This is a genomic window from Nonomuraea sp. AD125B (assembly GCF_041402765.1).
GTDB classification, from domain to species: Bacteria; Actinomycetota; Actinomycetes; order Streptosporangiales; family Streptosporangiaceae; genus Nonomuraea; species Nonomuraea bangladeshensis.
This window is the reverse complement of record NZ_JBGLOU010000010.1, coordinates 121,486-144,242: the sequence shown is the minus strand read 5'-3', so window position 1 is coordinate 144,242 and position 22,757 is coordinate 121,486. Positions and strand designations below refer to the sequence as shown.

20 protein-coding genes are annotated in these 22,757 nt (G+C 73.5%); 5 read left to right on the top strand and 15 right to left on the bottom strand.

Annotated elements, in window-relative coordinates; genetic code table 11:
* Positions 1-11 precede the first annotated feature (11 nt).
* Entirely contained in the window at positions 12-560 is a 549-nt protein-coding gene (locus tag ACBR40_RS26275) for a YciI family protein (protein ID WP_371250460.1), read from the bottom strand.
* 136 nt (positions 561-696) lie between these two features.
* Between ACBR40_RS26275 and ACBR40_RS26270 the strand changes: the two genes are divergently transcribed.
* The gene (locus ACBR40_RS26270) at positions 697-1,071 is read left to right on the top strand and encodes an STAS domain-containing protein (RefSeq protein ID WP_371250459.1); all 375 of its coding nucleotides are present in this window, start codon (positions 697-699) and stop codon (positions 1,069-1,071) included.
* Positions 1,072-1,085: 14 nt separating this feature from the next.
* On the opposite strand, the gene scpA is transcribed toward ACBR40_RS26270, so the two are convergent.
* Genes scpA through ACBR40_RS26245 form a run of 5 tightly spaced genes read right to left on the bottom strand, consistent with a single transcriptional unit; the run spans position 1,086 to position 8,449 of the window.
* Positions 1,086-3,191 carry a methylmalonyl-CoA mutase gene (scpA, locus tag ACBR40_RS26265; protein ID WP_371250624.1) on the bottom strand — a complete coding sequence of 702 codons (2,106 nt, stop codon included), beginning with the start codon at positions 3,189-3,191 and terminating at the stop codon, positions 1,086-1,088.
* Between the two features lie 26 nt (positions 3,192-3,217).
* Positions 3,218-4,903, bottom strand: coding sequence for a methylmalonyl-CoA mutase subunit beta (locus ACBR40_RS26260; protein ID WP_371250458.1), 1,686 nt, complete (start codon positions 4,901-4,903; stop codon positions 3,218-3,220).
* Positions 4,900-6,648, bottom strand: a complete 1,749-nt coding sequence (locus tag ACBR40_RS26255; protein WP_371250623.1) for a biotin carboxylase N-terminal domain-containing protein — start codon at positions 6,646-6,648, stop codon at positions 4,900-4,902. The genes ACBR40_RS26260 and ACBR40_RS26255 overlap by 4 nt, the downstream gene beginning before the upstream one ends.
* 2 nt (positions 6,649-6,650) lie before the next feature.
* A complete protein-coding gene (locus ACBR40_RS26250; protein ID WP_371250457.1) occupies positions 6,651-6,878 on the bottom strand; it encodes an acyl-CoA carboxylase subunit epsilon in 228 nt (75 codons plus the stop codon).
* A 32-nt stretch (positions 6,879-6,910) separates the two neighbouring features.
* Entirely contained in the window at positions 6,911-8,449 is a 1,539-nt protein-coding gene (locus ACBR40_RS26245) for an acyl-CoA carboxylase subunit beta (protein ID WP_344206426.1), read from the bottom strand.
* Between the two features lie 89 nt (positions 8,450-8,538).
* Between ACBR40_RS26245 and ACBR40_RS26240 the strand changes: the two genes are divergently transcribed.
* Positions 8,539-9,216, top strand: a complete 678-nt coding sequence (locus tag ACBR40_RS26240) for a TetR/AcrR family transcriptional regulator (RefSeq protein ID WP_344206425.1) — start codon at positions 8,539-8,541, stop codon at positions 9,214-9,216.
* On the opposite strand, the gene ACBR40_RS26235 is transcribed toward ACBR40_RS26240, so the two are convergent.
* The 5 genes from ACBR40_RS26235 to ACBR40_RS26215 form a co-directional block, all read right to left on the bottom strand.
* Positions 9,213-9,965, bottom strand: coding sequence for an enoyl-CoA hydratase/isomerase family protein (locus tag ACBR40_RS26235; RefSeq protein ID WP_371250456.1), 753 nt, complete (start codon positions 9,963-9,965; stop codon positions 9,213-9,215). The two genes, ACBR40_RS26240 and ACBR40_RS26235, sit on opposite strands and share 4 nt — an antisense overlap.
* A gap of 20 nt (positions 9,966-9,985) precedes the next feature.
* A complete protein-coding gene (locus ACBR40_RS26230) occupies positions 9,986-11,017 on the bottom strand; it encodes a TIGR03617 family F420-dependent LLM class oxidoreductase (RefSeq protein WP_371250455.1) in 1,032 nt (343 codons plus the stop codon).
* 27 nt (positions 11,018-11,044) lie between these two features.
* Positions 11,045-12,613 (bottom strand): AMP-binding protein, encoded by a 1,569-nt coding sequence (locus ACBR40_RS26225; RefSeq protein ID WP_371250454.1) that lies wholly within the window; start codon positions 12,611-12,613, stop codon positions 11,045-11,047.
* A 115-nt stretch (positions 12,614-12,728) separates the two neighbouring features.
* Positions 12,729-13,646 (bottom strand): SDR family NAD(P)-dependent oxidoreductase, encoded by a 918-nt coding sequence (locus tag ACBR40_RS26220; protein WP_371250453.1) that lies wholly within the window; start codon positions 13,644-13,646, stop codon positions 12,729-12,731.
* 102 nt (positions 13,647-13,748) lie between these two features.
* Complete coding sequence (locus ACBR40_RS26215) at positions 13,749-14,588, bottom strand: MaoC/PaaZ C-terminal domain-containing protein (RefSeq protein ID WP_364464349.1); 840 nt, start codon at positions 14,586-14,588, stop codon at positions 13,749-13,751.
* A 226-nt stretch (positions 14,589-14,814) separates the two neighbouring features.
* Between ACBR40_RS26215 and ACBR40_RS26210 the strand changes: the two genes are divergently transcribed.
* The 3 genes from ACBR40_RS26210 (at position 14,815) to ACBR40_RS26200 (ending at position 18,392) form a co-directional block, all read left to right on the top strand.
* On the top strand, positions 14,815-16,458 hold the full coding sequence (locus tag ACBR40_RS26210; RefSeq protein WP_371250452.1) for an MFS transporter: 1,644 nt from the start codon (positions 14,815-14,817) through the stop codon (positions 16,456-16,458).
* Positions 16,455-17,612, top strand: coding sequence for a thiolase (locus ACBR40_RS26205; RefSeq protein ID WP_371250451.1), 1,158 nt, complete (start codon positions 16,455-16,457; stop codon positions 17,610-17,612). Before ACBR40_RS26210 ends, ACBR40_RS26205 begins: the two co-directional genes overlap by 4 nt.
* Before the next feature lie 147 nt (positions 17,613-17,759).
* Positions 17,760-18,392: a TetR family transcriptional regulator gene (locus tag ACBR40_RS26200; protein WP_329578008.1), complete on the top strand. Its 633-nt coding sequence runs from the start codon at positions 17,760-17,762 to the stop codon at positions 18,390-18,392.
* 13 nt (positions 18,393-18,405) lie between these two features.
* Here ACBR40_RS26200 and ACBR40_RS26195 read toward each other — a convergent pair whose 3' ends face one another.
* From ACBR40_RS26195 to ACBR40_RS26180, 4 genes are read right to left on the bottom strand one after another with little or no spacing between them, the layout of a single operon-like run.
* On the bottom strand, positions 18,406-19,167 hold the full coding sequence (locus tag ACBR40_RS26195; protein ID WP_371250450.1) for an SDR family NAD(P)-dependent oxidoreductase: 762 nt from the start codon (positions 19,165-19,167) through the stop codon (positions 18,406-18,408).
* Positions 19,168-19,198: 31 nt separating this feature from the next.
* A complete protein-coding gene (locus tag ACBR40_RS26190; protein ID WP_371250449.1) occupies positions 19,199-20,428 on the bottom strand; it encodes a CaiB/BaiF CoA transferase family protein in 1,230 nt (409 codons plus the stop codon).
* Entirely contained in the window at positions 20,428-21,639 is a 1,212-nt protein-coding gene (locus ACBR40_RS26185; RefSeq protein ID WP_371250448.1) for a CaiB/BaiF CoA transferase family protein, read from the bottom strand. The genes ACBR40_RS26190 and ACBR40_RS26185 overlap by 1 nt, the downstream gene beginning before the upstream one ends.
* Positions 21,636-22,718 carry an NAD(P)H-dependent flavin oxidoreductase gene (locus tag ACBR40_RS26180; RefSeq protein WP_371250447.1) on the bottom strand — a complete coding sequence of 361 codons (1,083 nt, stop codon included), beginning with the start codon at positions 22,716-22,718 and terminating at the stop codon, positions 21,636-21,638. Before ACBR40_RS26180 ends, ACBR40_RS26185 begins: the two co-directional genes overlap by 4 nt.
* Between the last annotated feature and the right edge of the window lie 39 nt (positions 22,719-22,757).

Below are 22,757 nucleotides of genomic sequence, written 5' to 3'. Positions count from 1 at the left end.
ACCGGCGGCCGCTAGCGCCGCCCGCCGAAGTCCCAGTCGTGGACCTCGACGTCGGCGTACCGGCCGGCGGTCAGGAGGGCGCGGGCCTCGTCCGGGCCGGCCGCCCGGACCAGGGCCGCCGTGCCGAGCCAGAAGGCGCCGTCGTCGGACAGCAGCGGCCCGTACGCGATCAGGTCGTCCTCCCCGGCGGGCGGGTCGAGGTCGGCGGGGCGGCCCGAGCCGAGGCCCAGCACGAGATAGCGGTCGCCGCTCTCCCGCCCGCCGGGGAACTCCCACATCGTGCGCCCCAGCACGTTGCGCCAGCGCCGCAGCAGCACGTCCCGGTAGACCCCGGCCTGGTAGTTGGGCTCGTCGAAGGCGAACGCGCGGGCGGCGACGGGGTCCGGCAGCTCGACGATGTGCACGCTGCCCGTCGCCGTCTCACCGCCGGGCGCCAGGGTCGGGCCGCGGGCGATGAGCTCCGCCTCGTACCGGTCCATGTAGGACCAGTGCTCCTCCGTCAGCTCGGCGCGCAGCGCGGCGGAGCGGGGACGATCGCGGTGGTAACAGAAGAACTCCATGGGACGAGTGCCTACCACGAGCAGGACGGAAGGTGCATTCTAGAAGAATCTATGACGAAGACTCTTTCGTGCATCCGGCTTCGGGCGTAGTCTTCGGTTGACGAAGGTTGAACCACCCCCTGCGACAGGCCGCCTCATGCCTCTTCTGAACGTGCATTGCCGGCCACTCCCGACCGGGATCCTGGTCACGGTCACGGGTGAGCTGGACGTCACCAACGCCGCCGAGCTGGAGTCACTTCTGGAAGGGGCGACGCCGCCCGGCGAGCCGATGGTCCTCGACCTCGGCGGGCTGACCTTCATGGACTGCGGCGGCCTGCACCTGCTGATGCGGCAGCAGGACCGGCTGCGCCGGCAGGCGGCGCGCCTGCACGTGGCCGCCGTCCACGGCTCGCCCGCGGTCCTGCTGCGGATCACCGGCGTAGGGGACGCCCTGACCCTCCATGCCAACCTGGGGCAGGCGCTCGACGCGGTGCGCCGCGAGCGCCCCTCCCCGCTCCGGGAGTCGTGCTGACTCCGCTCTGATCGTCACGCGGGCTGGTGCCCGAGGCGGGCGGACAGCTTGCCCAGCAGGCTCAGGGCCGCGTCGGCGATCACGGTGCCGGGCAGGAACACCTCCGCCACGCCGGCCTCGTGCAACGCCGGCACGTCGCCCGGCGGGATGACGCCGCCGACCACGATCATGATGTCCTCGCCACCGGCGGCGGCCAGCGCCTCGCGCAGCGCGGGCACCAGCGTCAGGTGCCCGGCGGCCAGCGAGGACACGCCGACCACGTGCACGTCGGCGTCCACGGCCTGACGGGCGACCTCCTCCGGCGTCTGGAACAGCGGGCCGACGTCCACGTCGAAGCCGAGGTCGGCGAAGGCTGTCGCGATCACCTTCTGGCCGCGGTCGTGCCCGTCCTGGCCCATCTTGGCGACCAGGATGCGCGGCCGGCGGCCCTCGTCCCTGGCGAAGGCGTCGCTCGCGGCGCGGACCGCGTCGGCGCCGGAGCCGAGCTCACTGCGGTAGACGCCCGAGATGGTGCGCACGCCGGCCTGGTGGCGGCCGAAGACCCGCTCCAGGGCGTCGGAGATCTCCCCGACGGTGGCGTGGGCGCGGGCGGCGTCCACGGCCAGCGCGAGGAGGTTGGCGTCCCCGGCGGCTCCCGCCGTGAGCGCGTCGAGGGCGCGGCGGACCTCCTCGGGGTCGCGCTCGGCGCGGAGCCTGCGCAGCCGTTCGATCTGGGTGGCGCGCACCGCGGTGTTGTCGACCTTGAGCACGTCCACGGGCTGGTCGCTGGCGGGCCGGTAGGTGTTGACGCCGATGACCGGCTGCGTGCCGGAGTCGATGCGGGCCTGGGCGCGGGCTGCTGCCTCCTCGATGCGCAGCTTCGGCAGCCCGGCCTCGATGGCCCTGGCCATGCCGCCGGCCGCCTCGACCTCCTCGATGTGCTGCCAGGCCCGCGCGGCGAGCTGGGCGGTGAGCGTCTCGACGTAGTGGGAGCCGCCCCACGGGTCGATCACCTGGGTGATGCCCGACTCGTGCTGCAGGACGAGCTGGGTGTTGCGGGCGATGCGCGCGGAGAAGTCGCTCGGCAGCGCGAGAGCCTCGTCCAGGGCGTTGGTGTGCAGCGACTGCGTGTGGCCCTGGGTGGCGGCCATCGCCTCGACGCAGGTGCGCACGACGTTGTTGTAGACGTCCTGGGCGGTCAGGGACCAGCCGGAGGTCTGGCTGTGCGTACGCAGAGCCAGCGACTTGGGGTCCTTGGCGCCCATGTCCCCGACGATGCGGCTCCACAGCAGGCGGGCGGCCCGGAGCTTGGCGACCTCCATGAAGAAGTTCATGCCGATGCACCAGAAGAACGACAGTCGCGGCGCGAACGCGTCGATGTCGAGCCCCGCCGCCGTGCCCGCCCGCAGGTACTCCATGCCGTCGGCCAGGGTGTAGGCCAGCTCCAGGTCACAGGTGGCCCCGGCCTCCTGGATGTGGTAGCCGGAGATGCTGATCGAGTTGAACTTCGGCATCTTCTCGCTGGTGTAGGCGAAGATGTCGGAGATGATGCGCATCGAGGGGGCCGGCGGATAGATGTAGGTGTTGCGGACCATGAACTCCTTGAGGATGTCGTTCTGGATGGTCCCCGTGAGCTGCTCCGGCTTCACCCCCTGCTCCTCGGCCGCCACGATGTAGAGGGCGAGAATGGGCAGGACGGCGCCGTTCATGGTCATCGACACCGACATGCGGTCCAGCGGGATGCCGTCGAAGAGGATGCGCATGTCGGCGATCGAGTCGATCGCCACCCCGGCCATGCCGACGTCGCCCGCCACGCGCGGGTGGTCGGAGTCGTAGCCGCGGTGGGTGGCCAGGTCGAACGCGACCGACAATCCCTTCTGCCCGGCCGCGAGGTTGCGCCGGTAGAAGGCGTTGGAGTCCTCGGCCGTGGAGAAACCCGCGTACTGGCGGACGGTCCACGGGCGGGTGACGTACATCGTCGGGTACGGCCCGCGCACGAAGGGGGCGATGCCGGGGTAGGTGTGCGGGTCGTAGCCGTCCGCCTCCACCGACGTGTAGACCGGTTTGACGGGGATGCCCTCGGGGCTGTCCCAGGCCGGCGCGCCGGTCGAAGGCGGCGCGTGGCGCCGGGAGCCGGTCAGGCCGAGGCCGCGGAAGTCGGGGATCGTCACGCGGTCACCTCCGAAAGGGTCGTGCGGAGGACGTCGAGCACGTCGCAGCCCGCGTACAGGTGGGCGTCCACGCCGTCGTGCCGGTCGCGTCCGGCCAGCCAGATCCAGCGCGCGCCCGCCCGGCGGAGCAGCGCGGCGGCGTCGGCGGCCTCGGCGGCGTACCGGCGGTCGGCGGCGCACAGGCAGGCGACCACGGCCCCGCTGGCGGCGAAGTCCCCGGGCGCGCCGGTGACCGTCTCGACGCCGCCGGCCTCGAACAGGCCGCGCGCGAACGCGAGCCGCGCGGCGTGCTCGGCCGCCGGGCCGAGCGTGGCCAGGAACACCCGCGGGCGGGCCTCGCCGGCCTGGTCGAGCAGGTCCTCGAAGTCCTGGGCGTGGCGGACTCGCGGCAACGCCTCCGCCGCCGGGCGTGGGGTGTGCGTGCGGGCGGGCGGTCTCCACGCCGGGTCGGGGTAGCGGCTCACGCCGACGATCGGTGGCCTCAGCCGGGCGAGGTCGCGGGCGCGGCGGGCGCGGGTGGCGGCCAGCCGGTCCGCGACCAGGGTCCGGGCGGCGGTCATGCCGCCGGCCTCCTCGATCTCCTGGAACCACTCCCACGCCTTCTCGGCCAGGTCGGCGGTGCGGCGCTCGACGTACCAGGAGCCGCCCGCCGGGTCGAAGGTCCGCGCCACGTGGGCCTCCTCCACCAGCAGCGTGGAGGTGTTGCGGGCGATGCGGCGGGAGAAGTCGTCCGGCAGGCCGAGCGCGTCGTCGAACGGCCGCACCGTCACCGCGTCGGCCCCGCCCACCCCGGCGGCGAAGCAGGCGAGGGTGGTGCGCAGCATGTTCGTGTACGGGTCGCGGCGGGTCATCATCGCGGCCGAGGTCACCGCGTGCTGGTACTGCGCGGGCGGCGCGTCGCACACCTCCGCCACCCGCGCCCACAGCAGCCGCGCGGCCCGCAGCTTGGCGATCGTGGCGAACTGGTCGGCGGTGGCGGCGTAGCGGAACTCCAGCAGGCCGAACGCCTCCCCGGCCGCGATGCCGTCCTCGGTGAGGCTCCGCAGGTAGGCGAGGCCGGTCGCGATCGAGCAGCCCAGCTCCTCGGCGTCGCTGCCGCCCGCCTCGTGGTAGGGCGTGGCGTCCACCGTGATCGCCCGCATGCCGGGCAGGCGGTCGGCGCGGAGCCGCGCGAGCCGCCCCAGCCCCGACAGGTCGGGCGCCGCGCCGGAACGGGCCGCGTCGCCGAGCGGGTCGGCGCCGAGACAGCCCCGCAGCGCGCCCGCCCGGTCGCCGGCCAGCGCGACCAGCGCCTCCGCCGCCTGCCAGGTCCGGGGGCCGGCGTCGAGCACGATCGAGATCAGGTCGAGGTGCACGCCGCCGAGGACACGGGGCAGGTCCTCGGGGGCGACGGCGAGCCAGAGGGAGTCGGCGCCGTTCTCCAGGTCGGTCATGACCGCCTCGGGGTCGGCGGTCTCGTGGCGCTGCCGCACCTCCCACGGCCGGCCGGGCTCGCGACCGGCGGAGGGCGGCAGTCCTGGCCCGGCGGGCAGGTCGGCGGCGTCGTACAGGGGGGCGAGGGTGACGCCGTCGTAGGTGGCGGTCGCCAGGGCCTCCTCGGGGGAGGTGACTTCTTTGCCCGATTTGCGCAGGACCTCCTGCGCCAGCTCGCGCCACCGCTCCCTGCTCACGACGGGGCTCACGAGGGGTCCTTGATCTCACAGATGGCCGCGCCGGCCGCCACCGTCGCGCCGACCTCGGCGGCCAGTCCGAGCACGACCCCGGCGCGGTGCGCGGTGAGGGGCTGCTCCATCTTCATGGCCTCCAGCACCACGATCGGGTCGCCCTCGGCCACGGTGTCGCCGTCGGCCACGACGACCTTGACGATCGTGCCCTGCATCGGGCTGACCAGGGCGTCGCCGCCGGCCGCCGACGCCGTCTGCTTCCTCGCGCGGCGGCCGGCCGCCGGCTTCCTCGGGGCGGCGACGGGCGCGGCGCCGAGCCCGGCCGGCAGGGCGACCTCCAGGCGTTTGCCGCCCACCTCGACCGTGATCCGCTCCAGGACGGGCGGCTCCCCGGCCGCGGCCTGGCCGGCGTAGGGGGCGATGCGGTTGTCGAACTCGGTCTCGATCCAGCGGGTGTGCACGGCGAACGGCTCGGCCGTGAACGCCGGGTCGGTCACCACGGCCCGGTGGAAGGGCAGCACGGTCGGCATGCCCTCGATCTCGAACTCGTCGAGGGCGCGGCGGGCGCGCTCCAGCGCCTGGGCGCGGGTGGCGCCGGTGACGACGAGCTTGGCGGTCAGCGAGTCGTAGTCGCCGGGGACCGTCTCGCCCTGCTCGTAGCCGCTGTCGAGGCGGATGCCCGGGCCGGAGGGGGCGCGCCAGCGGGTGATGGTGCCGGGCGCGGGCAGGAAGCCCCGGCCCGCGTCCTCGGCGTTGATGCGGAACTCGATGGAGTGGCCGCGCAGCGGCGGGTCGTCGTAGCCGAGCGTCTCGCCGCCCGCGATGCGGAACATCTCGCGGACCAGGTCGACGCCGGCGACCTCCTCGGTGACCGGGTGCTCGACCTGGAGGCGGGTGTTGACCTCCAGGAAGGAGACGGTGCCGTCCTGGCCGACGAGGAACTCGCAGGTGCCGGCGCCGACGTAGCCGGCCTCGCGCAGGATGGCCTTGGAGGACTCGCGCAGCAGCCTTTCCTGCTCGGCGGTGAGGAAGGGGGCCGGGGCCTCCTCGACCAGTTTCTGGTGGCGGCGCTGGAGCGAGCAGTCGCGGGTGGAGACCACGACGACGTTGCCGTGGGCGTCGGCCAGGCACTGCGTCTCGACGTGGCGGGGCCGGTCGAGGTAGCGCTCGACGAAGCACTCGCCGCGCCCGAAGGCGGCCACCGCCTCGCGGACCGCGGACTCGTACAGCTCGGGGATCTCCTCCAGGGTGCGGGCGACCTTCAGGCCGCGCCCGCCGCCGCCGTACGCGGCCTTGATCGCGATCGGCAGGCCGTGCTGCTCGGCGAAGGCGACGACCTCGTCCGCGCCGGAGACCGGGTCCTTGGTGCCGGCGACCAGCGGCGCGCCGACCTTCTGGGCGATGTGCCTGGCCTGCACCTTGTCGCCGAGCGCGGCGATGGCGGCGGGCGGCGGGCCGATCCAGGTCAGCCCGGCGTCGATGACCGCCTGCGCGAAGGCGGCGTTCTCCGACAGGAAGCCGTAGCCGGGGTGCACGGCGTCGGCGCCGCTGCGGGCGGCCACGTCGAGCAGCTTGGCGATGTCGAGGTAGGTCTCGGCGGGCGAGCGTCCGCCCAGCGCGTACGCCTCGTCGGCCAGCCGCGCGTGCAGCGCGTCGCGGTCGGGGTCGGCGTAGACGGCGACGGAGCCGAGGCCCGCGTCCCGGCAGGCGCGGATCACGCGGACGGCGATCTCCCCGCGGTTGGCGACCATCACTTTGCGCAGGCTCACAGACGTCCTCCCAGGTTCCAGCTCGACTCCCGCCAGCCGCGCGGGCCTCGGGCGAGGGGGTGGCGCGGCATGCGCCAAAGGTGGGTCACGGGCCGGGCGGCGGCGGGCTCCGGCCGGGCGGCGTGGGTGGCGTGGACGGCCACGACGAGCGCGGCCAGCTCCTCCGGCGAGGGCGCGCCCCTGACCACCGTCAGGGCGAGGGCGTCGTTCACAGGGCCGTTCACAGGGCCGTTCACAGGGCCGTTCACAGGGCCGTTCACAGGGGGATGTTCCCGTGCTTCTTGGGCGGCAGGGCGTCACGTTTGTTGCGCAGCAGGCGCAGCGCCCTGGTGACCTCGCGGCGGGTCTCGCTCGGCCGGATGACCGCGTCCACGTAGCCGCGTTCGGCCGCCAGGTAGGGGGTGGCAAGGGTGTCCTCGTACTCGGCGACCAGTTCGGCGCGCAGCGCGTCGGGGTCGTCGGCGGCGGCCAGCCGCCTGCGGTGCAGGACGTTGACCGCGCCCTGCGCGCCCATGACCGCGATCTGCGCGGTCGACCAGGCCAGGTTGACGTCCGCGCCGAGGTGCTTGGAGCCCATGACGTCGTACGCGCCGCCGTACGCCTTGCGGGTGATCACGGTGACCAGCGGGACGGTGGCCTCGCCGTAGGCGTAGAGGAGCTTGGCGCCGCGCCGGATGATGCCGTTCCACTCCTGGCCGGTGCCGGGCAGGAAGCCGGGCACGTCCACCAGCGTGAGCACGGGGATGCCGAAGGCATCGCAGGTGCGGACGAACCGGGCGGCCTTCTCGGAGGCGTCGATGTCGAGCGTGCCGGCCAGCCGCATCGGCTGGTTGGCGACGACGCCGACGGGGCGGCCCTCGACGCGGCCGAAGCCGACCACGATGTTGGGCGCGAACAGCTCCTGCGTCTCCAGGAACTCGCCGTCGTCCAGCAGCGCGGTGATGACCTCGTGCATGTCGTACGGCTGGTTCGGCGAGTCCGGCACCAGCGCGTCGAGGGCCAGGTCGTCGGCCGTGAGCGTCAGGTCGGCCTCGGCCGCGGGGTGCGCCGGCTCGTCGAGGTTGTTGTCCGGCAGATAGGAAAGCAGCGCCCGCACGTAGCCGAGCGCGTCCTCCTCGTCGCTCGCCAGGTAGTGGGCCACGCCGCTGCGCGCGTTGTGCACCCGGCCGCCGCCCAGCTCCTCGAACGTGACGTCCTCCCCCGTCACCGTCTTGATGACGTCGGGGCCGGTGACGAACATGTGCGACTGCTCGTCCACCATGACGGTGAAGTCGGTCAGCGCCGGCGAGTAGACGTGCCCGCCCGCGCAGGCGCCCATGATGAGCGAGATCTGCGGGATCACGCCGGAGGCGCGGATGTTGCGGCGGAAGATCTCGCCGTACAGGCCGAGCGAGACGACGCCCTCCTGAATGCGGGCGCCCGCGCCCTCGTTGATCCCGACGATCGGGCAGCCGTTGCGCATCGCGAGGTCCATGACCTTGCAGATCTTCTGCCCGTACACCTCGCCCAGCGAGCCGCCCGCGACCGTGAAGTCCTGGGAGAACACGCACACCTGGCGGCCGTCGACGGTGCCGTAGCCGGTCACCACGCCGTCGCCGTACCCGAGCGAGCCCTTGGCCAGGGCGTCCAGCTCCACGAACGAGCCGTCGTCGAGCAGCCGCTCGATGCGCTCGCGGGCGGTCAGCCGGCCCTTGGCGTGCTGCTTGGCCGCCGCGCGGGCCTCGCCCACGTGAACCGCTTCGTCCAGGCGTTCCTTCAGACGGGCCAGGCTGCCCGCGGTGCCCTGCGCTGCCATTCACCACCACCCGATAAGACCCAGTTTCAGGTTCACGGTACTCAGTCGCGCGGTGCGGGACAACCCCTAAGTTCCGTCACAATGGCCGGGTGCCGACACCGCCCATCCGCCAGCGCCTCGCCGAGGCCGCCGTGACGCTGTTCGACGAGAACGGCTACGACGCGACCACCGTCGACGACATCGCCGCGCGCGCAGGCGTCAGCCGCAGCACGTTCTTCCGCCACTACCGCTCCAAGGACGACGCGATCTTCCCCGATCACGACGCGCTGCTGACCAGGATCGACGCCCGGCTGCGCGCCTCGACGGCGGGCACCGCGATCGTGGCCATCACCGACGCCGTCCGCATCGTGCTCGCCCACTACGTGGACGACGCCGAGGTCTCGCTGCGCCGCTACCGCCTGGTCCGCGAGGTGCCCGCCCTGCGCGACCGCGAGATCGCCAGCGTCGCCCGCTACCAGCGGCTGTTCCGCGAGTTCGTCGGCGCCTGGCTCGGCGACTCGCCCGACGCCGGGCTGCGCGCCGAGCTGATGGCCGCCTCCGTGGTGGCGGCCCACAACCAGGTGCTGCGCGGCTGGCTGCGGGCCGGCGGGACCTACGACCCGAGCGGACCCCTGGACCACGCGCTCGGTTACGTGATCGCGACCTTCCGCCAGCTCGAACAGCCGCGCGACAGCGAGCAGGTGGTGGTCGCCACCTTCAGCCGCTCGGCCTCGCCCCAGGCCGTGATGGCCGCCATCCAGCAGCACCTGGACGCCGGCCCCGGCTAGCGGTTGCGGAAGACCGGCGGCCGTTTCTCCAGGAAGGCGCTGATCGCCTCCCTGGTGTCCTCGGTGGCGCCGTTGAGGTTCTGCGCTGCCGCCTCGCGCAGGGCGCTCTCCCTGAAGTCGCCGCTCGCCGCCAGGTTGAGCAGCTCCTTGGTCTGCGCCAGCGCCAGCGGCGCGAGACCCAGCAGCTCGCGCGCCCACTCCCCCGCCCGCGCCAGTGCCGTGCCCTCCGGCACGACCCTGTTGAGCAGCCCGAGGTCGTGCACCTCGCGCGCGGACAGGATCCGGCCGAAGAAGGCGAGCTCCTTCGCCCGGTGCAGGCCCACCATGTGGGTCAGCAGCCACGTCCCGCCGAAGTCCACCGACAGGCCGCGCCGGGAGAAGATCTGCGAGAAGCGGGCCGTCTCGTCGGCGACCGCGAGGTCGCAGGCGAGCGCCATGTTGAAGTCGGCCCCGACCGCCGCCCCCGACACGGCGGCGATCGTGGGCTGGGGCAGGTCCCGCAGCGCGAACAGCGCCTCGTTCACGATCCGCATCGCGCGCCGCGGCGGGTCGCCGGAGCCCTGGGCGCTCAGGTCGGCCCCCGAGCAGAACTCGCCGCCCGCGCCCGTGAGCACCAGGACGCGGTCGTCGGCGCGGGCCGCGACCTCGCCGAGCACCCGGGTGAGCTCGATCCAGCCCTCTCGTGTCATCGCGTTCTTCCTGGCGGGGCGGTTGAGCGTGACGGTGACGACGCCGCCGTCGCGCTCCACCAGGAGGTCCCCGGACCCCATCAGGGCCGGCCCGCCGCGCGCAGCGTGGCGAGGGCCGCGCCGAGGTCGGCGTCGGACGTGCCCGGCGGCGGCTGGAGCGCGACCTGGTCGACCAGGCCGCCGAACCTGCGCGCCACCTCCGCCGCCACCTCCGTCAGCGACCCGCTCACGCAGAAGGTGTCCAGCACCTCGTCGTCGATCAGGTCGGCCATCCGGTCCCAGCGGTCGGCCTCGGGCCGCACCGACAGCGCGTGCAGCCGCTGGTGCAGGTCCTCCCAGCCGTGCAGCGCGAGGACGCCGCGGTAGGCCGGGGTGGAGCCGTAGAAGGCGACCCGGCCGCGCAGCACCCGCCGCTGCCGCTCGACGTCCTCGGCCGGATCGAGGACGTGCACGAACCCGGGGCAGTGGACCACGACGTCGGAACGGTCCCGCCCGGACCGGGCCAGCCCCTCCTCCAGCGCGGGCAGGGTGATCTCGCGGAAGTACCGCTCGGTGCTGAACCCGTGCGGGATCAGCCCGTCGGCCACCTCGCCGGCCAGCCGGGTCATGAGCGGGCCGACCGCGGCCAGGTGGATCGGCGGGTTGCCGTGCGGATGCGGCTCCGGGCGGAAGGTCGCGGTCATGAGGGTGTGCCGGTAGAACTCCCCCTCGTGCCGCACCTCCTTGCCGGTGTTCCAGTCGTCCCAGATGGCGCGCAGCGCCGTGACGTACTCGCGCATCCGCGCCGCGGGCCTGCTCCACTCCATGCCGAACCTGCGGGTGATGTGCGGCCTGGTCTGGGTGCCGAGGCCGAGCACGAACCGGCCCCCGGAGAGGATCTGCAGGTCGTTGGTCACGTACGCGAGCGCCATCGGCGTCCGCGCGAAGGCGACCGCGATGCCGGTCGCCAGCCTGATCCGGCTCGTCGCCGGGACGGCCAGCGCCAGTCTCAGGAAGGGGTCGTGGTCCACCTCCGCGCTGGAGATGGTGTCGAAGCCGGCCCGCTCGGCCCGGGCGGCGAAGGCGGCCACCTCCGCCGGCGGCCCGGCGGCCACATGCACACTCGTCTGCAACGGCGTCTCCTGTCCTTCCCTGCCGGGTCAGCCGGCGTAGAGGTCGCGGAGCTTGCGGCGCTGCAGCTTGCCGGTCTCCGTGCGGGGGAAGTCGGAGCGGAACTCGTACCGTCTGGGGATCTTGAACGAGGCCAGCAGCCCGGCGCAGTGGGCGCGCAGGTCGGCGGCGAGGTCGTCGCCGGGCACGGCGTCCTCGGTGGGCTGGATGACGGCGAGCACGCTCTGCCCCCAGTCGGGGTCGGGGACGCCGATGACCGCGACGTCGGCGACCGCCGGGTGCGTGATGAGGGCCTGTTCGATCTCCGCCGGATAGATGTTCACGCCGCCGGAGATGATGAGGTCGGTACGCCGGTCGAGGAGGAAGACGTAGCCGTCCTCGTCGAAGTAGCCGTAGTCGCCGACGGTCGACAGGTCGCCGCGGCGGCTGGCGGCGGTCTTCGCCGGGTCGTTGTTGTACTCGAAGGTCGGGCCGGCGCCGGGGATGCCGAAGTAGATGACGCCCGCGGTGCCGGTCGGCACCTCGTTGCCGTCCTCGTCGAGGATCTTGACGATGGTGTTCGGCGTCGGCCGGCCGACCGTGCCGGGCTTGCGCAGCCACTCCTCCGAGCCCACCAGGGAGACGCCGCCCTCGGTGGAGGCCAGGTACTCCCACACGACCGGGCCCAGCCACTCGATCATCTGCTGCTTGATCGGCACCGGGCACGGCGCGCCCGCGTGGATCACCGCCTCCAGGCTGGACAGGTCGTACTTCTCGCGCACCTCCTGCGGCAGCCGCAGCATCCGGTGGAAGTGCGTGGGCACCATGTGGACCGTGGTGATCCGGTGCTTCTCGATGGCGGCCAGCACCCCCTCGGGGTCGAACTTGCCCTGGATGACGACCGTGTGGCCGAGCTGGAGGAAGGCGAAGGCGTGGCCGCTCGGCGCGGCGTGGTAGATCGGCGAGCACACCAGGTGCACGCCCTTGTCCATGGTGACCTCGTAGCGGGCGCACAGGCCGCCGTACAGCGCGCCGAGCACCGGCTCCGGCTCGGCCTCGGGGTAGAGCAGGCTGCGCACGCCCTTGGGGTTGCCGGTGGTGCCCGAGGTGTAGCCCATGCTGCCGCCGAAGCGGCGCTCTTCCGGCGCGTCGTCCGGCTCGCCCGCGCCCAGCTCCGGGTACGGCAGCCAGCCAGGCACCTCGCCGCCGATCACGTACCGGTGCTCGGGCAGCGACTCCAGCGGCAGCGTGGCGGCCTGCTCGGCGTCCATGACCAGCAGCCTGGCGCCGGAGTCCTTGATGATGTAGAGCATCTCGGCGGGGGTCAGCCGCCAGTTGACCGGGACGAAGAACATCCCGACCTGCGCCGTGGCCAGCATCACCTCGAGGTACTCGTGCCCGTTGTGCAGGGCGACCGCGACGCTGTCGCCGTTGCCGAGCCCGTGGGTGCGCAGGGCGCGCGAGACGCGGTTGACCCGCGACAGCAGCTCGCCGTACGTGAGCATCGACCCGTCGGGGTCGATGATGCCGGGCCGGCCGGGGTCGGCCGCGGCGATCTGGTAGAAGCCGACGGGCTCCGTGGTGGGGTGAGGCGTGGTCGGGTGAGTGGTAGAGGACATCGTGCGTCTCTCCCTGTCCGGCTTGACCGATGAATGCGATCCCCGTTGCGATTCCCGTTGCTGGGTCCCGTTGCTGGGTCCCGTTGCCGGGTCCCGCGTCCCCCGTGCGGCTCCGTTACCGGGGCAGCTGCGCCATGAAGATCGACGGGTGCAGCCCGTCGGCCTTGGGGCGGAACGACTTGGTCAGCTTCTCCCCGAGGTCGGCGAGGTCCCAGGGGCCGTCGGAGGAGACGGTCTCGACGACCTCCGGGTTGTTCCACAGCCGGACGTCGTACCCGGAGGCGCCGAGGGTGCGGCCCGACAGCCAGCCGGACTCGGTGCCGGCGAGGTAGGTGACGATCGGCGCGATGTTGTCCGGCGACATGAGCTCCTCGGCGGCGGGGTCCTCGCCGAGCTTCTTGTCGTCGGGCACGGTCGCGGTCAGGCGGGTGGCCGCGCCGGGGGCGATGGCGTTGGCCGTCACGCCGTAGCGCGCCAGGCCGTTGGCGAGCGAGGCGGTCAGGCCGATGATGCCCATCTTCGCGGCGGCGTAGTTCGGCTGGCCGGGCGAGCCCTGCAGGGCGGAGTCGGAGGTGAAGTTGATGATCCGGTAGTGGCCCTCGGGGTTGCGCTGCTGCCGCCAGTACGCGGCGGCGGGCTTGATGGTGCTGAAGTGGCCGCGCAGGTGCACGCGGATGACCGCGTCCCAGTCCTCCTCCGGCAGGTTGAAGATCATCTTGTCGCGGAGGATGCCGGCGACGTTGACGACCACGTCGAGCTGCCCGTAGTTCTCCAGCGCCAGCTCCACCAGGCGCCGCCCGGTCGCGGTGTCGGCGATGTCGCCGGCGTCGGAGACGGCCTGGCCGCCGAGGTCGTTGATCTCCCTGGCGATGGCCTCGGCGGGGCTGGTGTCGCCGCCGGAGCCGTCCGGGCCCGCGCCGAGGTCGTTGAGCACGAGCCGCGCGCCCTGCTGGGCGAACATGCGGCTGATGGAGGCGCCGATGCCGCGTCCGGCGCCGGTGACGATGGCGACTCTGCCGTCAAGTGATCCCATGGGGGTGTCCTTCCGCAGACGGAGGGGTGGAGGGGGTGCCGTGCGCGGCGCGCACGGTCAGAGGATGGCGCGTGGCGCGCACGGTCAGCACGGTCAGCGCGGTCAGAGGATGACCGCCGTGCCGTGGTCGATGACCGGGGTGCCGCTCTCGTCGGTGGTCTGGAACCGTACGTCGGTGCCGTCGGCCCAGATCGACACCGTGATCGTCTGACCGGGGAGTATCGGCTTGGTGAAGCGGGCGGACATGGCGCGGAACCGCTTGGGCTCCGAGCCGGCGACCGTGTGCAGCAGCGCCCGGCCGGTGAAGCCGTAGGTGCACATGCCGTGCAGGATCGGCCGGGGGAAGCCGCCCCGGCCGCTGAAGGACGGGTCGGTGTGCAGCGGGTTGCGGTCGCCGGTCAGCCGGTAGAGGAGCGCCTGGTCGGCGCGGGTGGTGTAGGTGACGACGTGGTCGGGCTTGCCGGTGGGCCGCTCCCAGGTGGTGCCGGGGCCGCGCTCGCCGCCGAAGCCGCCGTACCCGCGGAAGAACAGGGAGGTGCGGATCTTCGCCAGCGGCCCGCCGCCGGGGACGCTGGAGACGCTCTCGGTGGCGATGATCGCGCCGGAGCCCTTGTCGTACACGCCGACGATCTCGCCCGTGGACTCGACCTCGCCGGCGACCGGGATGGTGTCGAACAGCTCGAAGGCCTGCTCGGCGTGGAGCATCTTGGTGAGGTCGAGGTCGCCGGGCAGGGCCATCCCCGCGCCCATGGCCACGTTGCAGAACGTCGGGAGGACCTGCTGCGGCGTGCCCGCGGTGTTCTCGGTCGTGAACTGCAGCTCCGCGAGCGGGTCCTCCTGGCCGGCGCCGACCGCGATGGCGTAGAGCAGGGCGTCGTCGGAGGTCCAGGATCTCGTGAGGGGTTCGCTCTTGCGGCCGACCAGCGATGCGTCGATGGGCATGGAACCTCGATTCGTGAACGCTCGGAAGACCTGGTCCGGGAGTCGCCGCCCGGCCCGATCAGGTGCCAAGTGAAACACGTTACGACTGAACCGGCAAGGCTTGGCAGGCTCTTGACATCGGAGAGTTCAGCTCCAACCCTGTCAATAAGCAGAACATGTTGTCTTTAGCCGGGTCCGGGCCGCCGGCCCGGCCGCCACCTGCCGGAGGACCTGAAATGGCTGTGCGGTGAGGCGCTTCCGGGCGCTGCCCGCCGATCTGCGGATCTCCGCCCTTATCGCGTTCGTGGTCGCCCTCGGCTTCGGCGTGATCGCGCCCGCCTTGCCGCTGCTCGCGGCGGAGTTCGGCGTGGGCAGCGCGGTCGTGGGGGCGGCGATCAGCGCGTTCGCGGTGGTCCGGCTCGCCACCGCCGTCGTCAACAGCCGCTTCGTCCAGCGCTTCGGCGAGCGCCGGGTGATCGCCTGGGGACTGTGGCTGCAGGGCGCGACGATGATCGTCGCCAGTTTCGCCCCCGACTTCACGCTGCTCATCACCCTGCGGGCGATCGGCGGGATGGGCAGCTCGGCCTTCACCATCGCCGCCATGTCGCTGGTCCTGCGCACGGCGCCGCCGGACGCGCGGGGCAGCGGCATCAGCACGTTCCAGCTCGGCTTCATGCTCGGCGCCATCGCCGGGCCGGCGGCGGGCGGCGTGCTCGCCGACGTGAACCCGCGCCTGCCCTTCCTGCTGTACGGGGCCACCCTGCTCGTGGCCGCCGCGATCTCGCAGCTCAAGCTCTCCCCCGGCGTCCCGCCGCCCTCCGGGCCCCGGCCCGCCGGCGCCCCGTCGGCGGAGACCGGGCCGCTGCCCCGCGGCACGTACGTCCGCGCCTTCACCGCGGCCCTCGTCGCCAGCTTCACCGTCGGCTGGCTCTTCTACGGCCTGCGCAACTCGACCATCCTCGTGTTCGCCACGGACGAGCTGGACAGCAGCGGCACCTTCATCGGCGTGGCGATGCTCGGCACCGCCGTCACCCAGGTGATCTCCGTACGGGCGTTCGGCCGATGGGCCGACGCGCGCGGCAGGCGGCCCGCGATGATCACCGCCGGCGTACTCGGCTGCGTCGCCGTCGCGCTGCTCTGCCTGCCGCCCGGCGAGGCGGTCTTCCTCGCCTCGATGGCGCTGCTCGGCGTGGCGGGCGGCGGGCTGTCGGCGACGCCCGCCGCCCTCCTCGCCGACATCAGCGGCAGCAGCCCCGCCAGGAACGTGGCGTGGTTCAACATGTCGTCCGACGTCGGCGCGATCATCGGCCCGGTCGCGGCGGGGGCGGTCGCCGACGCCCTGTCCTTCCAAGCCGCCTTCCTCATCACCACGCTGATCCTCGGGGTCGTCGTGGTCAGCTCGGCGGCGATGCGCGAGACGCTCGCCGCCCCGTCACCTGTGAGCCCCTCTGTGGAACCATCCGTGAAAGGAACCGCCATGCCCGGCCCGGCACCCGTGCCCATCCCGGAGACACTCCCCTTCTGGGAGGGCGCCGCGAACGGCGAGCTGCGCGTCCAGCGCTGCGCGTCCTGCGAGCGGCACTACTTCTACCCGCGCCCCTTCTGCCCCGCCTGCGGCTCGGCGGACGTCGCGTGGACGACCGTCAGCGGCGCGGCCCGGCTGCTGTCGTACGTCATCAACCACCGCCCCCTGCCGCCCTTCGACCCCGCCACGCCGGTCGTCGTGGCGCTGGTGGAGCTGGCCGAGGGGCCACGCCTCATGACCAACATCGTCGGGGTGCCGCCCGAGCCCGAGCATCTGGAGCTGGACATGCCGTTGCAGGTCTGTTTCGTCGAGCGGGGCGAGCACACCCTGCCCGTGTTCGCCCCCGCCGGGGAGGTGGCCCGATGACCTCGATGCACCACGGCGACATCGCCATCGTCGGCGCGGCGGAGACCACCGACGTCGGCATCCGCCCCGACCTGTCCGTCCTCGGCCTGCACGCGGAGGCGGCACGCAACGCCCTCGCCGACGCGGGGCTCACCGCCAAGGACATCGACGGCGTGGCCACCGCGGGGCCGCTGGCGCTGGAGGTCTCCCACCACCTCGGCATCGAGCCCCGCTGGCTCGACGGCACCATGGTCGGCGGCTGCAGCTTCATGCTGCACGTCCGTCACGCCGCCGCCGCCATCGCGGCCGGCGCCGCCGACGTCGTGCTCGTCACCCACGGCGAGTCCGGGCGTTCCCGGGTCGGCGTGGCGCCCTGGGCGCCCAACCCGGCCTCGGCGACCGGGCAGTTCGAGGCCGTCTACGGCGCGCAGACGCCGTACTCGACCTTCACCCTGCCCGCGCTGCGCTTCCTGCACGAGCGCGGCATGACCCGCGAGCACCTGGCGCACGTCGTCGTGGCGCAGCGGACGTGGGCGCTGAACAACCCGCGCGCCTTCCGCCGCAAGCCCACCACGGTCGAGGAGGTGCTGGCCGGGCCGCCCATCGCCTACCCGTTCACCAGGGACATGTGCTGCGTGGTGACCGACGGCGGCGGCGCGCTCGTGCTCACCACCGCCGAGCGCGCCAGGGACCTGCCGGGCGGCGACCGCGCAGTCTACCTGCTCGGCTCGGGCGAGTCGGCCGAAGGGCCCCTCGTGTCGCAGATGGCCGACCCCGGCTCGTTCGCGGCCTTCCGCAAGGCCGGGGAGGAGGCGTTCCGCACCGCCGGCATCTCGCGCGCCGACGTGGACCACCTCATGGCGTACGACGCCTTCGCGCACGTGCCGCTCTACATGCTGGAGGACCTCGGCTTCGTCGGGCACGGCGAGTCGGGCGACTTCGTGGCGGAGGGCAACACGATGAAGGGCGGCTCGCTGCCGATGAACACCAACGGCGGCGGCCTGTCCTACACCCACACCGGCATGTACGGCATGTTCGCCATCCAGGAGGCCGTGCGGCAGCTCCGCGGCGAGGCCGTGGAGCAGCTCCCGAAGGCGGACATCAGCTTCGTGCAGGGCGTCGGGATGTTCTTCGCGGCGGCCGGCAGCCTGGTGCTCTCCCGCCATCAGGGCTGAGCCCCCGGCGGCGGCGCCGGGAGCCTGTCCCGGCGCCGCTCGGGCGCTCATGAGAACGTGTACTCTTTAGTACCAGCTTTGCAGCCGCTGACCCCAGGCCGTCAGCGGGCTCTCGTGTCCTTCACCCACAGGGAAAGGGGGTCCGCCATGACGCGGGTCAGCAGGAAGGGCCGCACGCCCGAGGCGCGGGCCTTCCGTGCGGAACGTGTTCTTGATGCCGGGATGGCCCTGGCCACCCGCGGCGGCTACGACGCGGTCCAGATGCGCGAGGTGGCGAGGATCGCGGAGGTCGCCCTGTCGACCCTCTACCGCTACTACCCGTCGAAGGACGCCCTGCTCGCCGCGGCCATCCAGGTGCAGCTCGACGAGCTGCGCAAGGACATCGTGCAGCGTCCCCCTCGGCAGCGGACGCCGGAGGGGCGGGCCGCGGAGGTGCTGCACCGGGCCTTCCGCGCGATGCAGTACAACCGCGGCTGGGCGCACGCGGCGCTCAGCGCGTACCACATCCCCAAGCCGCTCGGCGAGCGGCGCGAGGAGACGCCGCTCCTGGCCGAGACGCCGCCGCCGACCAGCCTGGCCGAGCTGATGGGGCGTGCCGCGTGGGGGCCCGACCACCGCATCACGACCGCCGAATACCGCGCGCTGCACATGCTGGAGTCGCTCTGGAACAGCAGCGTCATCGGCTGGCTCAACGACCAGCTCACCCCCGAGTACGTCGAGGAGCGGATGAAGTTCGCCGCGCGGCGGCTGCTCATGCCGGAGCCCGAGACCGGCAGATAGGCCCCGGCGGAGCTCAGCGCGCGCCCTGGCCGTCGTCGACCTTGACCACGGTGCCGGTCACGAACTCCGAGTGCGGGGACACCAGGTAGAGCAGGGTGCTGTCGAGCTGGCGCGGGTCGCCCATGCGGGCGCGGGGGAAGAACCGCGACGGGTCGCCGCCGATGCGCCGCACCATGCCGTCCATTATCTCCGAGGCGAACGCGCCCGGCGCGATGGCGTTGACGTTGATGTGGAACTTCGCCCACTCGACCGCGAGCACCTCCGTCATCCGTACGACGGCGGCCTTGGTCACCGAGTAGAGTGCCGCTCCCCCGCCCCGGTACTCGTAGGCGCCCATGGAGGAGACGTTCACCACCCGGCCGCCGGTCCCGGCCGCGATGAGCCGGCGCGCGAAGTCGCAGGAGAGCAGCCAGGGCGCGCGCAGGTTCGTCCCCAACACCCGGTCCACGAGGTCGACGGGCATCTTGGTGGCGTGCTGGGCGTCGGGGATGCCGGCGTTGTTGACCAGGATGGTGGCGGTGCCGAAGCGTTCCTCGGCCGCGTCCAGCAGGCCGCCGAGCTGGTCGTCGTCGGTGAGGTCGGCGGCCAGCGGCAGGCAGGCGCCGCCGGCCGCGGCGATCTCGTCCGCGAGCTCGCCGAGCCGGTCCGCGCGCCGGGCCACGGCTACCACGGAGGCTCCGTGCTCGGCGAGGGTGACGGCGAAGCGCCGCCCGAGTCCCGAGGAGCATCCGGTCACGACGGCGGTCTGCCCCGTGAGATCGACGGTCTGCGGCATGGCTCTCCTTCTTCCTGCTTCCACGTGCGGTTCAGTCCAGGACCTGCTCGACGGCGCCCTCGGCGACGAGCCCGGCGACCTCGTCCGGCGCGAACCCCAGGAGCTCGGCGAGGACCCGCTCGTTGTCCTCGCCGAGCAGCGGGGCCGCCTTGGTGACGCGGTACGGCGTGAGCGACAGCTCAGCCTGGGCGCCCTCGTACGGCATCGTCCCCATGACGGGGTGCGGCTGCGGACGGAAGTAGCCCCGGTGCGCCACCTGCGGATCGGACCGCAGGCCCCGGGCGTCGTGCACCGGCCCCGCGGGCACCTCCGGCTGGAGCGTCCCGACGACCTCGGCGACCGTCCTGGCGGACGTCCACGCGGCGAGGGCCCGTTCCAGGCGGTCCTCCTGCTCCTTGCGCCCGGACAGGGTGGCGAGCCGGGGATCGGCCGCCCACGCGGGCTCCCCCAGGGCGCGGCGCAGGGCGTTCCACTGCTCGTCGCCGGTCACTGCGATGGCGACCCACCGCTCCCTGCCGTCCTCCGGCAGGCACGGGAAGACGCCGTGCGGGGCCGCCGCGCGGTCGCGGTTGCCGTCGCGGGTCGCGACGTGGCCGGTGAGCTGGTGGTCCACGAGTTCCGGCGCGAGGAACATCAGACCGGTCTCCATCTGGGACAGGTCGATGTGCTGCCCCTCGCCGGTGCGGTCGCGGTGCTCCAGGGCCGCGAGCACGGCCACGGCGGCGAAGCGCTGGCCGATGAAGTCCGTGTACGCCCCGTACGGTGAGCCGGGGTCGCGGTCGGGCCACCCGGTCAGCTCGCAGAACCCGGACATGGCGGCGAGCACCGTGCCGAACCCCGCGAACCCCCTGCGCGGGCCGGTCTGCCCGTTCATGGACGTCGAGAGCATGATCAGGGAGGGGTTGACCGCGCGGAGCCGGTCGTAGCCGAGCCCGAGCCGGTCCATCACGCCGGGCGTGAACGCCTCCACGACGACGTCGGCCCAGGCCGTCAGCCGGGCCGCGACCCGCCGGCCGCCGTCGGTGGACAGGTTGACGCCGAGGCCGAGCTTGGAGGCGTTGTAGTCGGCGAAGAACTGCGAGCGGTTGAGCCCCGGCACGCCGTCCTTGAACGGCGGCGCGGTGCGCAGCACGTCCACGGAGCGGGTGCTCTCGGTGCGCACCACGGTGGCGCCGTACTCGGCCAGGTAGCGCGTCGTCAGCGGGCCGACGCCCACCCAGGACGCGTCCCACACCTTGACGCCGTCGAGCGGTCCGCCCATCAGATCGTCCCTTCGCCGCGGTGGCGGGACAGCTCCTCGGCGGACAGGCCCGCTTCGTCCCGCCACACCGTCTCGTTGTCCGCGCCGGGCCCGGCGACGTGGCCGGCCCCCGCGAGAGGGCTGGCCGGCAGCCGGGCCCACACGCCGGGGACGCGCAGGTCCCCCAGGGTCAGGAAGTAGTCGCGCGCGGCCAGCTGCTCGTCCGCCATCAGGTCCGCCACCGTGTTGACCGGCGCCACCATGAGCCGGCGCGCCAGCGCCTTGCGGGTCAGCTCCGCCTTGGTCTCGGTCAGGAAGTACGCCGCCAGCGCGCCGGTCAGCAGCCCGGGGAACGACGGGTCGTCCGCGGCGAGGTCGGGCGAGGCGAGCCGCGCGGCGTCGTACGCGGCCAGCCGGGGCGGCAGGAAGCCCTCATCGCGCAGCCAGCCGACGTACCCGGCGGGGCCGGGGCCGAAGGGGACGGTGGCGAGGACGTGCCCGTCGCGGCAGCCGAACAGGTGGCGGTAGGGCTGGCCGGGGCCGGGCGCGCCGAAGGAGGCCCGGTCCACCACCGAGCCGTCGGTGTAGGGTCCCGGCACCGCGTTCATCAGGGTGCGGATCGTGGCGAGCTGCGCCGAGACGTCCACGTGCTGGCCCCGGCCGGTGCGCCGGGCGTGGCGCACCGCGGCGAGGGTGTGCACGACCGCCTCGGCCGCGGCGTGCAGGAAGTACTGGCCCGAGCTGATGCGGACGGGCGGGCGGTCGGGGTCGCCGTTGGTCCACACCGCGCCGCCCGTGGCGGCCACGACGAGATCGGCGGCGGCGTGACCCGCGTAGGGGCCGGTCCGGCCGAACGGGGTGACGCTGACCAGCACCAGGCGCGGGTTCACGGCGGACAGGGCGGCGTGGCCGAGACCCCGTCCGTGGAGGGTCTCGCGCTCGTACGACTCGATGACGACGTCGGCGGCGCGGGCCAGCCGCAGGAACAGCTCGCGGGCGGCCGGCCTGGCCAGGTCCAGCGTCACCGAGCGCTTGCCCCGGTTGAAGGCCGGCCACGCCGGGTTGGGCCGGCCAGGGGGCGCGCCGACCCGCCGGTCGAACCGGGCGGGATCGCCTCCGGGCTGCTCGACCAGGGTGACCCGCGCGCCGAGGTCGGCCAGCACCCGCCCGCTCAGCCAGGCCCGCTCGGTGGTCAGATCGAGCACCCGCAGCCCTGCCAGCGCCCCGCTCACCGCGCCCCGCCGGGCGTCGAGCCGGGCCCGGCCGTCCGCGCGGGACCGGCCATCCGCGCGGGACCGGCCATCCGCGCGGGACCGGCGGCCAATGCCGGCCCGGCGGTCAGGACAGGCTCGGCGGTCAGGGCGTGGGTGGTGCGGGCGGCTTCGGCGTACTCGGCGGCCAGCCGGTCCACCAGGTCGGCGACGGTGGGGACGTCGCGGACGCCGGAGACGGAGTGGCCGGCGCTCCAGATGTCGCGCCACCTCTTGGGCGCGCCACCGTCGCGGCCCTCCAGCGCCGCCATGGAGAACCGTTTCGGCCCGAGCCCGAACTCGGCCGGGTCGAGCCCCTGGGCCAGCAGCGACCGCCGCAGCAGGTTGGTCTCCAGCCCCGAGAGGGCGTTGGTGAGGTGGATGTCGTCGAGCTCGCTCTCGACGACGAAGCTCTTGTACCGCTCGTCGGCGCGCGCCTCGCGGGTGGCGATGAAGCGGGTGCCCATGTAGCCGAGGTCGCACCCGAGGGCCCGCGCGGCGAGCAGGGCCTGCCCGTCGGCCTGCCCGCCGGCCAGCGCGACGATCCCGTCGAAACGCCGCCGCACCGCCCGGACGAACGCGAACGGGTTGGCGTTCCCGGTCTGGCCGCCCGCGCCCGCGGTGAGCAGGATCAGGCCGTCCGCCCCGGCGTCGATGGCCCGCTCCGCGTGGCGCACGGTGGCCACGTCGCACCAGACCTGGATCCCGGCCGCCCGCAGGGCGGGAGCGACGGCGGCGGGCGAGCCGACGGAGGTGATCACCGCGGCCGGGCGGTGCCGCAGGATGACGTCGAGGTCCTGCTCCAGGCGGGGGTTCGAGCGGTGCACGATGAGGTTGGGCACGCACGGCGCGGCGTCGGGGCCGCAGGCGGCGGCGATGCGGTGCAGCCACTCGTCCAGCTCGCCCTCGGCCCGGCAGTTGGCCGTCGGGAAGCTGCCGAAGACGCCCGCCCGGCAGGCGGCGATCACCAGCTCGGGGCCGGAGACGAGCAGCATGGGCGCGGCGACGAGCGGCAGCCGGGCGCGTTTCAGCAGGGCACGGCGGTCCACGTCAGCGGTCAAAGGATCACCTCAGGAGGTAGAGCCGCGGGGGGGGGCCCC